Annotated in this window: 12 protein-coding genes; 2 read left to right on the top strand and 10 right to left on the bottom strand. The window is 48.2% G+C overall.

Annotated features, from left to right (window positions below):
- The 10 genes from EYR25_RS11175 to EYR25_RS11130 all read right to left on the bottom strand — a co-directional run bounded on the left by EYR25_RS11175 (position 1) and on the right by EYR25_RS11130 (position 10092).
- A complete protein-coding gene (locus EYR25_RS11175) occupies positions 1-807 on the bottom strand; it encodes a CsgG/HfaB family protein (RefSeq protein WP_023269024.1) in 807 nt (268 codons plus the stop codon).
- A complete protein-coding gene (locus tag EYR25_RS11170; protein ID WP_133180130.1) occupies positions 807-1202 on the bottom strand; it encodes a curli assembly protein CsgF in 396 nt (131 codons plus the stop codon). The genes EYR25_RS11175 and EYR25_RS11170 overlap by 1 nt, the downstream gene beginning before the upstream one ends.
- 10 nt (positions 1203-1212) lie before the next feature.
- Positions 1213-1623, bottom strand: a complete 411-nt coding sequence (locus EYR25_RS11165; protein WP_133180128.1) for a curli production assembly/transport protein CsgE — start codon at positions 1621-1623, stop codon at positions 1213-1215.
- 236 nt (positions 1624-1859) lie between these two features.
- Positions 1860-3515 carry a sensor histidine kinase gene (locus EYR25_RS11160; RefSeq protein WP_133180126.1) on the bottom strand — a complete coding sequence of 552 codons (1656 nt, stop codon included), beginning with the start codon at positions 3513-3515 and terminating at the stop codon, positions 1860-1862.
- A 40-nt stretch (positions 3516-3555) separates the two neighbouring features.
- Positions 3556-4992, bottom strand: coding sequence for a sigma-54-dependent transcriptional regulator (locus tag EYR25_RS11155; RefSeq protein WP_133180124.1), 1437 nt, complete (start codon positions 4990-4992; stop codon positions 3556-3558).
- A gap of 96 nt (positions 4993-5088) precedes the next feature.
- Complete coding sequence (locus tag EYR25_RS11150; RefSeq protein WP_133180122.1) at positions 5089-6288, bottom strand: ABC transporter permease; 1200 nt, start codon at positions 6286-6288, stop codon at positions 5089-5091.
- Positions 6289-6299: 11 nt separating this feature from the next.
- Complete coding sequence (locus EYR25_RS11145; RefSeq protein ID WP_133180120.1) at positions 6300-7604, bottom strand: ABC transporter permease; 1305 nt, start codon at positions 7602-7604, stop codon at positions 6300-6302.
- Between the two features lie 8 nt (positions 7605-7612).
- Positions 7613-8353 carry an ABC transporter ATP-binding protein gene (locus EYR25_RS11140; RefSeq protein WP_023269017.1) on the bottom strand — a complete coding sequence of 247 codons (741 nt, stop codon included), beginning with the start codon at positions 8351-8353 and terminating at the stop codon, positions 7613-7615.
- A gap of 105 nt (positions 8354-8458) precedes the next feature.
- The gene (locus EYR25_RS11135) at positions 8459-8830 is read right to left on the bottom strand and encodes a hypothetical protein (protein WP_243729875.1); all 372 of its coding nucleotides are present in this window, start codon (positions 8828-8830) and stop codon (positions 8459-8461) included.
- The gene (locus EYR25_RS11130; RefSeq protein WP_133180117.1) at positions 8830-10092 is read right to left on the bottom strand and encodes an efflux RND transporter periplasmic adaptor subunit; all 1263 of its coding nucleotides are present in this window, start codon (positions 10090-10092) and stop codon (positions 8830-8832) included. Before EYR25_RS11130 ends, EYR25_RS11135 begins: the two co-directional genes overlap by 1 nt.
- Before the next feature lie 370 nt (positions 10093-10462).
- On the opposite strand from EYR25_RS11130, the gene pyrC reads away from it, so the two are divergent.
- Both pyrC and EYR25_RS11120 read left to right on the top strand, forming a co-directional pair.
- Positions 10463-11494: a dihydroorotase gene (gene pyrC / locus EYR25_RS11125; protein ID WP_133180115.1), complete on the top strand. Its 1032-nt coding sequence runs from the start codon at positions 10463-10465 to the stop codon at positions 11492-11494.
- A gap of 134 nt (positions 11495-11628) precedes the next feature.
- Positions 11629-12675, top strand: coding sequence for a hypothetical protein (locus tag EYR25_RS11120; protein WP_133180112.1), 1047 nt, complete (start codon positions 11629-11631; stop codon positions 12673-12675).
- Positions 12676-12829 lie beyond the last annotated feature (154 nt).

Genomic DNA, 12829 nt, shown 5'->3' with positions numbered 1-12829 from the left:
TTAGCCTTGGCTCAACTCCTGCTGTTTTTCAGCGGGCTGTGCCACTTGTGCCTGACTCCAATAGCCTTGCTTAATGCCCTTATCGATCAACTCGGCGACCGCGAGTTCGATAGCCTGCAACACGCAAAATTGCACGGGTTCGTTAGTCGTAAAACCGACTTCGGCTTCGGCCAAACGATTCAAACTGGTATAACGGAACAGGCCTGCACGCATTTCCTGTGAAAGTACCCTTTTACTTGTAGATACAGACATCATCACTTTGCCTGTGTGAACATCAACAGCACGCAGATAGATAGTGACCAGATCCTCACGGTACATTTCCGAGGCGCCGATACCATAATATTCAACCCCTGTACCACCTGTACTGGTGTTAGTCTCGTAACTGATAATGCCGCCTTCTAATAGCAATCTCGCCGTCGATAACACGGGGATATCATCGCCCTTTGAGCCATTTTGTTTATTGCTGATTTTGCGCTCAGTTAATAAATTTTGTAGGCCTTCACGTTCAACGGGCGTAAACCATTTAGAGTCGATCAAGGTTTGCATCAGCATCGATGTCGCCCCTTGTGTGACCGCGGTGGAGAATGAACTCACGTTCGCCTGAGGCTTATACTGGCCTGTTTGGTCGCGAAACGAATAGACAGCTACCGGTATAGGAAACTTAGGCCCAGGCTGACTCTGTAGTTCCTTCATTACCTCACTCATCGGATTAACTTGAGCAGGAGTAATATTTAAGTCAGGCTTTGGGATCAAGCTACAGGCGGACATACTCAGCAGCATAGAAGCGATAAGGATGGAACGTGCCATTAGTTTCCGCCTCCAAAAGTTGGCATTTCAATCACAGTCACTTCACCAGTTTCAATGTTAGTGATGGTCAACATCACCCCGGTGCCAGTAGAAGCAACTTCGATACGAAAATCGCCCGTATCGTACACCCCATCGGTGATCTCACCATCGGCAACGCCGCGGGTGATGGAGTTAATGATGTTACGTTCCAATGATTCCTTAAAACGAGTAACAAAGTCCTTCTCACTAGAGCTGGCTTTATTATCGTTTTGAGCCTGCGCTTTATTGAGTAAAAAGGAGCCATTCGCTGGATTGCCCCCAAAGCTTGGGTTGACAGGGGTATAGATTAATTCGGTTGCTTGGCTAGTGTGAGCTATGCAAAGCACAGCAAGAGAAAGTAACGTCCTGAATGTCATTATTGTTATCCTACAAATCGTCCGATGTTCCTGAAAAATCACCCGTAATCGCATTAGCCCTGACTTGAGCTAAGTAATCAATCGTCAACAAAATGGCCTGCTCTGCGCTCTCCTTAATCGGGTTCGCCCGACGACCAAAGTGTGTGGTGTAAATACGAGTTCCATTCACTTCTAAATTCAAAACTGTCCCCGCCTGTGGAAATACAGTTTCATACAAGGTCACGTTAAACCCTTGAGTAAACGGCAATTCGCGCCAATAACTTGAGTAGTAAAAACCAAAATCCTTACCAAAACGCGTTAAGGTTCTATCTATCACAAGCCCACTGATTTCAATATCATCATCGGCTAACGCGCCGGGAGCGCTTATCAACAAGAATGGACACAAGAAACTGAACAACAACCGCTGAATTAACGATTTCACAGGTCCCTCCTTACCTTAAGATGCCGCTTTAGCGTAAACGCATACTACGCCATGTTGTGCATGTAACATTTCACGCTTATTTTCATTAAAGAAAGGTTAACAGGATTGAAGATCGCTAGTCATTAGACTGAGACCTAAATTAGCCCAAAAAGCTAAGGTAAAAACCGCAAAATAGCCCATTTGGGTAATACGTTAGAATGAGTAATGAAAACTCTTGATACACTCTTAATCGCAGATTATTGCGGTAACCAGAGTTGTACAGATAGCCCGCCGTCGCTGCGATTATGCATGCTAATACTGCCTTCGTGGGCCTCAATGATTTCGCGGCAAAGTGGTAAGCCTAAGCCTGTACCCGATTGTTTAGTTGAGTAAAAGGGCAATAGGGCTTGCTCTAACACTTCCTCTGACATACCGCTGCCGCGATCCTCGATTTTGATACTAAAGCCCGCTCCATCCACCAGCGTTTGAAAGCGAATCGAGAGCGTGACTTCATCGGGATTAGAACCTGATTCATGGGCATTTTTCAGTAAATTCAGCAGGACTTGCTCCATTTGCCCTTGGTCGAAATAGCCCATCTCAGCAGGTAACTCATTGGCTAAGGTAAAAGGATAATGCTGGGTTAAATGCTCGACAAGCTGCAGCCATGGCACCTCACGTCGCTGTGGTAAAGGCAGTTTAGCAAAGCGCGCATAATTGAAAATAAACTGGCTCAAGTGATTCGTGCGACTCTCTATGGTGTCGAATATCAGCTTAAGCTTGGGATTATCGAGATCTTTCGTCAGTAAACGCCCCGAGTTCACCATGGAGGCGATGGGCGCGACAGAGTTATTCAACTCATGACTGATAATGCGGATCACCTTCTTCCATACCGCCACTTCCTGACGATTGAGCTCTCGGGTCATCTGCTTGAGCAAAATTAAGTTATGCTGCTGGTTATTCAGTAAAAACTGGCCACGACTCAGATACCAAGTCTCAGTATCATCCTCACCCATGGTAAACAGGCCGCTCTTTTCTTGCTTAAGGGCCAAGGCAAGCGCTTCGGGTAAGTCTTGCAGCAACTCGTCTAGGCTCAATCCTTCCATCTTGCCTTTGATATGAAAAAGATGCCGCGCCGCATCGTTGGCATACATGAGTTTTTGGTGGTCGTTAAACAGCAGCATCACATTCGGAGAGCTTTGAATCACCTTATCCAATAGCAATTCGCGCTGGTAAATGTATTGCCGCTCTTGGCGCAGCTTAGCCGCCGAATCATTGAATAACTCAGCCAATGCTTTCAACTGCCCCTCACCATTTGCAGGAATGCTGACGCTAAAGTCATTGTCATTAAAGTTGAGTAAACCAACCTCTAAGGCATTGAGACTGCGAGCTAAATGGCGGGTAAACCAAGCCACACCTAAGGCACAGATTCCGCAGGCAAACAGTAATATGAATAGCCATTCAGTGATTGGCGGTGTGGACACAGCCTCGTGTTCTAACTTCAACTTAGGCAGCGAGATAGATTCAGCGGGTGGCGCTATGGGGGGCACTTCAGGATGGACTGAAGGGCTAAAGAGTCCATCTTTAAGTTGCTCGAGTTTATAGAGCTTGATTTGCAGCTGTTCTTGCTTAAGTTGCTCCAACTTTTGCAGCTCATGCCTAATTTGTTCCGTCCTTAAACGTTCCTGTAGTGGCAGAGTTTGTTGTAATTGCTCGTTATTCTTTATCGCCGCCTCGACAGTCTCTTGCAGCTTATCTATATCGAAGGGCGGTATAGTTATATCGGGGATCTTGATGGGCGCAGCGACTTCAACGGGCGAGATAGACGGACGATAGCTCACAACACCTAAGGTCAAGAGCACACCTAAGGCGCAACAAACGGTTGAATAAATGATTAATTTTGTTCGCAGTTGCACCTAAAATTCCGCCTAATGCTCAGTGTTTATCATGCTATGGTTATTTTTCTAGACCAAACTTATCCATGCGGCGATACAAGGCCTGTCGACTCAAGCCTAGGGATTTCGCCACACGCGCAATCACGCCCTTGTGTTGCCTTAGGGCCATTTCAATCTGCTCACGGCTAACGTCCATAGCGTCGCTGGAGTCCGATTGAGCAGGCTCGGCATGAGGCAAACTTTTCACCTGCGGTTCAATCGGTGTTATTGCGGACAAGGTTCGCCCAAATGTCGTTGTGTTTATTCCACTGGAATGATTTCCATGGGCAGTGGGCAAACCAAAATCAGCTTCGGTTAACACTCGGCTTTGCGCCAACAGTACCGCACGTTTACAGGCGTTTTCCAACTCCCGCACATTGCCCGGCCAGCGGTGCTGTAATAGGGCTTGCTGCGCAGGTTTACTCAGGCTAAAGCCCTCACCGACAAAATGTTTCACTAAAGGTAAGATATCATCAACACGTTGATTCAGCGGCGGTAATGCCAATTCAATCACATTCAAGCGGTAGAATAAGTCCTCACGGAAACGCCCCTCGACAATATCTTGGGCAAGGTCGGCGTTAGTCGCACTGATCACTCTCACCTTCACCTTTAAGGTTTTATGGCTGCCTAAGCGTTCGAATTCTCCGGTTTGTAATACCCGCAGCAATTTCACTTGGCCCGACAGGGGTAAATTGCCAATTTCATCCAAAAACAGCGTGCCGCCATCGGCCGCCTCAAAGCGACCAATGCGTGCCTTATTGGCGCCGGTAAAAGCTCCCGCCTCAGCACCGAAGAGTTCGGCCTCGAGCAACTCCATCGGCAAGGCGCCCACATTCACCTTGATAAAAGGTTTGTTTTTTAAAGGGGAATTGGCGTGAATAATATCGGCAAGCTTGTCTTTACCCGCACCATTGGGGCCAGTGATCAACACAGACACATCGGAACGCGCCAGTTGCAAGGCTAAGTCGATACAGCGCTGCATGGCGCCACTGCCAAACACGATTCCGCAGAGATCCGCATCGGCGATCGCCACTTGGCGCTGAGAGTTCACCCGTTCGAGTTGTTGGTTTGCACGGGCAAGTTTATGTAGCGCGATTAAATTAGTGATACTATTTAGTAACTTAGCATCATCCCACGGTTTGCCCATATAGTCGGCGGCGCCCGCTTTCACTAACTCGACCGCCGTTTCTAACTGGGTCCAGGCCGTCATCAGGATGATTGGTAGATCAGACTGACGCTCACGTAGCGCATAAAATAACTGTTTTCCCTCTTCCCCCGAGGTGGTATCGCGGGTGAAGTTCATATCTTGGATAACCAAATCAACATCTTGGGTTGCCATTAGGCTAAGGGCATCTTCGGGCGTATGACAAGTCAACACTTGGTAACCATTGATCTCCAACATTAAGCCTAAGGCTTGGCAGATGGCATGGTTATCGTCGACAATCAGAATAGTGTCCATGTGAGCATGTGCGTCCTGAGTAAAACTATTAACCTTAAAGTAACAAAAAGTGCAATAACATCCTACTGTTATCACACTTAATGCCCTTCAACTTATTTAAACACTGCGGGTAGCTGTCGCTGGAGAAATCTTAGCGGCCTTGCGAGCAGGTAAGTACACCGCAAGGGTGGTTACCGCAAACAGTCCCACCACAGTTAACAATGGATAGATTATCTCCAGCATCGGCAGGCTATAGAGGCTCATCAATTGCTGGCCGAGCTGAATCGCTAACAGCACTCCAATGCCGCCGCCGAGCAAGCAGAGCAAATAGTTCTCGACGAGGAAGTAGCTGATAATATCCCGTTTTTTCGCCCCTAATGCGCGGCGAGTGCCTATTTGCTTAGTGCGGCGCTGGATATTAAACATCACCATGCCTGTCACCCCAAGGGATGTGATCAACAGCAGTAACACCACCATCATGGTCAGTACAGTTGCCATTAACTCATGGTCACGGTACGCCTCGATGCGTCGCTCAGCAATAGTCGTAAAGTCTTCAACCACTCTGCTTGGATATTCCTTGTGCAGCAGCTCGGGAATGACTCCTTTTAAGCGCGCGATATCGCTCGGCTTAGCTCTTACTAAATAGCGTTTATAGTCAGCGGGATAATTCACCGACAATACGGAACTAAACTCAAGATTACTGTTATCAACCCATGCCGTTTGTAAGCGTTCAACCACCCCAATCACCACATAGTGCTGCGTACCCATATACACGCTCTTGCCAAGGGCTGACTCATTCGGCCACACTTTATCAACAAAGGCTTTAGTGACAATCATCTTGCCACCATCCTCCAGCAACTCTGTGGTGATCTCCTGGGGATAGAAGTTACGTCCTTCGACTAACTTCAGTCCTAGGGAGTTGATAAAATGCTCATCACTCATATACATGCCCGTATTGGGCGTAGATTTAGCGCGCTCCTCTGGCCCCAGCGTAAAGTTACTCGACCAACCACCACCGCTAAGGGGAGCCATTGAGGTGGGCGCAACATCAATCACCCCAGGAATAGCACGCAGAAGTTCCAAATCCCGTTTATCCTGCGCGACTAAATCTGTCGATTTATCAAAATGATAAATACTGAAATCGAAGACTTCACTTTCAACAATTCCCGACTCACGGGCCATTAAATTCAGGCGCTCGGCGATAATAAAGCTAGCATTTGCCACGATAGCCACAGATAAAATGATCTGTAACAACAGTAACAAGGGGCCGCTTTTACTGCGTAATAAACTGCTTAAAATAGGTTTGATATGTAACATATTGCCCCCGATTATTGGCTCTTGAGATAAACACTTGGGTTAGTCGTACACACACGCCACGCGGGGTAGATACCAGCCACCACAGCCGCCAAAATCGCGATCATTGGTGCTATCAACCACATACTGGTATCGAGGTGAGTTAAAGACGCCACCAAGTCAAACTTCTTGGTCAACAGCATCAATGAGCCCCAGGCCCAAGCCAAGCCGAGTAAACCGCCGAATAATCCCATCAAAGACACTTCCACCATATGCTGGGCAAAGATCTGCCCTTGGCTAGCGCCGATGGCGCGGCGCACGCCAATTTCGGGAGCTCGACGTAAAAACTTCGACAGCAACAACCCTAACATATTGACTAAACAGACAATCAAGAAGAGTACACTGAGGCCCACCAGCACCTTGTTATCCTCTGGCACCACTTTATTAATGGCTAACCATTGGTCAACATCGGACAACTGCACATCGGCCTTAGGTGAGCCAAAGCGACCTAATTTCTTCTGCTGTTCAATATATTGGCGTACCCACTGACGGTACTCTGCCACTTGCTCAGGCGAATCCAGTTGCACCCAAAACTGCGTCCAATGCTTTTCGGAGGTTAAACGCTGTGCATAGTTGTTGATGCTTTCATAGTTCCAGCCGTTGGTATTTCCCCAACTACCATATTCCTCAATCGGCGCTAAGCTGTAGGGCACAAACAAGGTATCCACATTGCCAAAAGCGCCATTGTTAAGATCGTAATAGTTTGGACTCGGTGCCCAAGGCTTGAGCACTCCAACCACTTGATAGGGCTTAGCATTGAAATAAATCGTTTTACCCACGCTATTTTTGCCCGCAAACAGGGTCTTATTCAGCTCATCGGTGAGCACCACTTCGTAGCGAGCATCCTGATCGACACTGTCATCCCACGCCTGACCATATTGAAACTCGAGGCCGAACATTGGAAAAAAGTCGTTATTGGTCACCCGCACTCGAGATTGCAGCACGGGTAAAAACGCAGGATCTTCGGTTTGCACCGCGCCGCCCGTGCGGAACATTGGCGTTTGCAAACGTGGAATATCGCTCTTAAGTAAGTTAAAACCATCTTGATAGGTGATCTGTGGATCGAAGCGGTCCCAGGCATCTGGCCCTTGGCTCCACAGTTGCACCGCAAACAATTTGCCAGACTTCTCTCCCGCAGGGTTAGTGGACATCATTTTGTAGATGTTAAGAGTGGTGATGGTGATGCCAATGCCGATAGAAATCGCCATGATCATCAATGCCGACAACATGGGCGTTTTTTTGATGCTACGCCAAGCTAAATCTAAGTAATAGAAGAACATAACCGCTCCTAGCCTTGGGCGTTAGCAACCAGTTTATCGACACTGCTATGGCTTGCACTGCGGGCCGCATTGGGTTGATACATGGTAAAGTCGCAGACTTGACCATCGACAATTTGGATATTGCGCTGGGCACGGCGAGCCAGTTCAGGATCGTGGGTCACCATGATGATCGTGGTGCCAGACTGATTAATATTCTCTAATAACTCCATCACTTGGCGGGCCATTAAGCTGTCGAGGTTACCCGTTGGTTCGTCGGCGAGCAGAAAACGGGGTTCCCCAGCTAAAGCGCGAGCAATCGCGACCCTTTGCTGCTGACCGCCGGATAATTGGGTCGGCAAATGCTTCATCCGCGCGCCTAAGCCCACTTGTTCTAACGCTTGCTCCACACGGCGTTTACGCTCCTTGGCACTAAAACCACGGTAGCGTAGCGGTACTTCAATGTTTTCCGCGAGGTTAAGATCGGGGATTAAGTTAAAGCCTTGGAAGATAAAGCCTATTTTCTCATTGCGCACTGCGGCACTTTTGTTATCACTGAGGTTGGAGACATTAATCCCATCTAAAAAATAATCCCCATGGGTGAAGCCTTCAAGCAAGCCAGCGATATTTAAGAAGGTGGTTTTGCCTGAGCCCGAAGGACCCGTAACCGCCACAAACTCGCCCTCGTTCACCTCAAGGTTGAAATCCCGCAGCGCATGGGTTTCCACTAAGTCCGTTTTAAAAACCTTGCTGATATTCTTCATTGATAACATTTTAATTTCCTTGATTAATTTTTATCTTTACGCGCAAACGGCTTATAAAACGCGCCAGTATTTCTTTATCTTTAAGTGGTAACGGCTGACGCAAAGCCAAATCCATTACCCCGCAAAACGCCCCATCACAAACCCACTCAAGGCATCAAACATCCCATTAAGACAAGCGAATATAAAGCTCACACTTTCCATCGAGACATCACCCACCTGGCGCGCTTCTTCTAGGGGATTCGTCCATTCCAAAATATTTAAACCGAGGAAAAACCAGCTGTTGGCCTCACCTATGCCCAGCTCCACTGCCACCACCAGTAAGGCCAAGGCCAGAACACCAAACAATTTGGATGACATCAGCAGACCAAGATCGACGCTTTTAGTACGCATAATGAACTCCTTGTACACCTTAGCCGCAGACTTTTTAGCCAGAGCGGCGTTAATTACATCAATTTGATTAATAAGTAATTTTTGACTATCGGTCATCAATGCATTTTGACCTGTTCGGCATGGTTGAAGGGCTCAACACTGGAGATCACCCATTCGTCACCCGCTTTACCGCCTTCGATCACTTCCACCTGACTCATGCTGGTGCTGCCGAGCTTAATGTCGCGGCGGGTAGCAATATCGCCTTCGACTTGATACACCTCATCGCCACCACCGCTGGTCATAAAGGCGCCGCGTTTAACCATCAACACATTCGCCCTGTGTTCGAGCAAGACTCTGGCGGAGATACGTTGGTTTTGGCGCAGCTTCAAGCTTTCGCTCTGGGCAAATTGCACTCTGGCAGTCACTTCACGGTTACGCACTTCGGGGGAAATAGAGGATAACTTGCCCATGAGTTTGACTTCACCGAAGCTCAGTTCGACCTCCATTCCGAGTCCTAACTCGTCGGCGTAGGATTCAGGCACAGCTAACTCGGCCTCATAGGCACTTAAATCGACCACGGTCAGGATGGGCTGATTGGCACTTAGACGCGTTTTTTGCTCGGTCAACCAGTTACCAATAATGCCACCAACGGGAGCTTTGATATTTAAAGCCTCAACCTGACGCTCAAGCTCACGCACTGCTAACTGTTGGCGTTCCACTTCGAGGGCTTTATTTTTGACTTCGAAGCTCAAGGTATCTTTTGTTAATGCAGCGTCCTGCAAAGCATGCTCAAATTTCAACTTAGCCTTATGCAGATCGTCCTTACCTTTCTCGTAGTCGATCTGACCAATAAGTTGGCTTTGAATAAGCAATTCGCCACGACGACGCTCACGCTCGGCTGCTTCCAAATCCACCTTGGCCATATCTAAGGTTTGATTGACTTGTAATTGGTTGCGTCTGGCGTCCAGCTTGGCACGCTCAAGGGCGCTCTCTAATCCCGCCAATAGCGATTTCGCCTGCTCTAATTGATTGGTTAATCTTGGACTCTCCAGCTTTGCGACTACATCACCCTTGCTAACGCTATCACCGGGGTTGCTCAATAGCGTTACTGTGCCTTCTTCGGTGCTGTAGAGAATCGGGGCATTGGCGGCAACAATTTTGCCCGTGGTGGCCACATCTCGAGTGAGCGTGCCAACATATAAAGTGGCGGTAGTGAGCTCGCTACGGCTGATGGACTGGCTAACTTTATCGCTACCAAAACTGGCCCACACTAGGGCGCTAACCAGTAAGGTGCAGCCGCCAATCATCAGAGGCAACTTGAGGCGCTTGGCGGTCGATGGCACAAGGACTTTATCTTGGCCGCTGGTATCTTTAATCATGGCGTTTCTCGCTTCCCTGTCGTAGGGCTGGATAGGCCCATCGCTACGGACACTATTAAAAATCGATAACCAGTAATAGCAACGCCTATGCCAATTCCATTAAAATATTTATTTTCATAAAGTTAAGTGAAACTCAAGATAAAAGTGTCCGCGGACACAGAGGGCTTTATTAAAAAGTGTCCGCAGATTTTCGAGAAAGTGTCCGCTCCAGATGGGTAGGTAAAGCTAAGTGAAAGACTGACAGTGGGCACTCAACATGTGTTAACACTTTTCTTAGCGAATTGTCTGAGTTTCCCTTTACAGCTAAATCCTTGCCACATAAGATCCTGCCACCCTCGCAGCAAAAATATTCAACAAGATGAATCGCCCTATGACAACACTCACTATTACTCGTCCTGACGACTGGCACATTCACCTAAGAGACGGCGCACAATTAAAAGACACGGTTCGCGATATCAGCCGCTATATGGGCCGCGCTATCGTCATGCCAAACCTGGTTCCTCCCGCTATCGATACCGAAACCGCATTGGCTTATTACGATCGTATCAAGGCGCAAGTGCCAGCTGGCTCGCAATTTGACCCCTTAATGGTGCTCTATCTCACCGACAAAACCAGCCTAGAAGAAATCCGTAAAGCCAAGGCCTCGGGCAAAATCGTTGCCGCGAAACTCTACCCAGCAGGCGCGACCACCAACTCGGATTCTGGCGTGACCGATTTGAAGAACATCTACCCCGCCCTCGAAGCGATGCAGGAAGTGGGCATGTTGTTCCTAGTGCATGGTGAAGTGACTGATTCATCGATTGATATTTTCGACCGTGAGCGGGTATTTATTGAGAATATCCTCAGCAAGATCGTGGCCGATTTCCCTAAGCTTAAAATCGTTCTCGAGCATATCACCACTAAGGATGCGGTCGATTTTGTGACTCAAGCGTCTGAAAACGTGGCCGCCACGATCACCGCGCACCACTTGCTCTATAACCGCAACCATATGTTGGCTGGCGGTATTCGTCCGCACTTCTATTGCCTGCCGATTTTAAAGCGCAATACCCACCAGCAAGCGCTGTTAGGTGCCGCGGCCAGTGGCAATAAGAAGTTCTTCCTCGGTACCGACTCTGCGCCACACGCTAAAGATCGTAAAGAAGCCGCCTGTGGCTGCGCGGGTTCTTATACTGCCCATGCGGCCATTGAGCTGTACGCAGAAGCCTTTGAATCGGTCAATGCGCTGGATAAATTAGAAGCCTTTGCCAGCTTCAACGGCCCAGATTTTTACAATCTGCCCCGCAACAGCGATACCATCACCCTAGTGAAAAAATCTTGGGATGTGCCAGTCAGTTACCCACTTGGCGACAACAATGTGGTGCCAATTCGCGCCGGTGAACAAATCGATTGGCAGGTCGAATAAACAGGCCTTTTGACGCGATAAACGGCGATCTAAGCCTGCCGTTTATCAAGCTTAAACCGTTAAGAGTCGCCTTAGGGCGACTTTTTTATAACCGACATGTAAAACCATAAGCGATTATCTTTTAAGAGAAAAACATGAATACACGGACGTTACTAACGCTGCTGTCCTCAAGCCTATTGCTTGCCACTACGCTACCTTTTAGCACTCTTGCCGCCGATGAACTCTCAGGAGTCTGGCAAGGAACGCTGGGTAAAAGCAGTATTAGAGTCTGCTTTAACCAATACGGCAGCGGCAGTTACTACTATCAACGCTACCTAACCCCAATACAGCTCGAGCTGCAAAACGGTATTTGGAAAGAAGAAAACAACACCGGAAACTGGCAGTTTGATAGCGCGACGGCGCAGCAACTCAGCGGCCATTGGTTTAAAGACAATTCAGGCAAATCCTTACCCATAAAGCTTGAGCGCAAACTCAGCCCCGACAACCAGGATGACTGCAGCGCCGATGCCTACAATCTGCCGCTTGAAACCAAACCTTCACTGAGCCGTGGAAAATGGCAATCTTTTCAAACCATTGAATACCGTCCGCTAACCTATGGCACCGAAGTCGGTATCGAATTTAACGGCCCACAAAAAGGCATTCCCGCCATTAATCAGTGGCTTGAGAAAAAGCTCACCGATGATACTCAGCTGGCACAAACCTTTGATACGCGCCGCAGAATGTTGTCTCAAATGGGCCATTTTGTGGCCGATGAAACCTATGCAGAACCGATTTTCCTCAATCAGCATTGGCTCAGCGTGCGTTTATACCGCTGGGCGGCGGGTTTTGGCGCCAATGGAATCAGCCAAGAGTTTGTTAGCTTCTCCCTCGTCGATGGTAAACCTTTCCATCCGTGGCAGTGGTTTATCGCCGATAAACCCACGCAAAACTTACCAGAAAGCATGAGTTATCCACTCCCACCTGCACTTAAGGAAAAGTTGTTCGCCAATGCAGTCCCAGATGCCGAATGCCCAAGTGCCGACGGCTCTGGGTATTTTCAGCTCACCCTCGAGGCGAATGGGATTAAGTTTTGGGAAATGCCCCGTGGTGATGGTTGTGAGCAGGAGTTTATCTTAACCCCTCAAGAAGCCATGCCCTTTGCCACACCTTGGGGGCAAACGCAGCTTAAGCTATTGGAATAATAAATTTTAATATAAATTCATCATTAATCGCGATGGCGGGAAAGCAGGCTGAGATAACGATAATAAGCGTTGAAAGCCCTTTCTCGTTAACCTTGACGGGTTAACGTCTCTTGTCAGATTCAGCACCGGTTTTGAAGGAAGATAGCTTGAGCCA

Origin of the sequence: Shewanella decolorationis, from assembly GCF_004354305.1 — a bacterium.
Classification (GTDB): domain Bacteria; phylum Pseudomonadota; class Gammaproteobacteria; order Enterobacterales; family Shewanellaceae; genus Shewanella; species Shewanella decolorationis.
This window is presented reverse-complemented; position numbering and strand designations above follow the sequence as displayed.

What these genes read in the sequence shown, in the direction of transcription:
- EYR25_RS11175 (WP_023269024.1), bottom strand. Translation starts at nt 807, where the DNA reads ATGGCACGTTCCATCCTTATCGCTTCTATGCTGCTGAGTATGTCCGCC.
- EYR25_RS11170 (WP_133180130.1), bottom strand. Translation starts at nt 1,202, where the DNA reads ATGACATTCAGGACGTTACTTTCTCTTGCTGTGCTTTGCATAGCTCAC.
- EYR25_RS11155 (WP_133180124.1), bottom strand. Translation starts at nt 4,992, where the DNA reads ATGGACACTATTCTGATTGTCGACGATAACCATGCCATCTGCCAAGCC.
- EYR25_RS11150 (WP_133180122.1), bottom strand. Translation starts at nt 6,288, where the DNA reads ATGTTACATATCAAACCTATTTTAAGCAGTTTATTACGCAGTAAAAGC.
- EYR25_RS11145 (WP_133180120.1), bottom strand. Translation starts at nt 7,604, where the DNA reads ATGTTCTTCTATTACTTAGATTTAGCTTGGCGTAGCATCAAAAAAACG.
- EYR25_RS11140 (WP_023269017.1), bottom strand. Translation starts at nt 8,353, where the DNA reads ATGTTATCAATGAAGAATATCAGCAAGGTTTTTAAAACGGACTTAGTG.
- EYR25_RS11135 (WP_243729875.1), bottom strand. Translation starts at nt 8,830, where the DNA reads ATGACCGATAGTCAAAAATTACTTATTAATCAAATTGATGTAATTAAC.
- EYR25_RS11130 (WP_133180117.1), bottom strand. Translation starts at nt 10,092, where the DNA reads ATGATTAAAGATACCAGCGGCCAAGATAAAGTCCTTGTGCCATCGACC.
- pyrC (WP_133180115.1), top strand. Translation starts at nt 10,463, where the DNA reads ATGACAACACTCACTATTACTCGTCCTGACGACTGGCACATTCACCTA.
- EYR25_RS11120 (WP_133180112.1), top strand. Translation starts at nt 11,629, where the DNA reads ATGAATACACGGACGTTACTAACGCTGCTGTCCTCAAGCCTATTGCTT.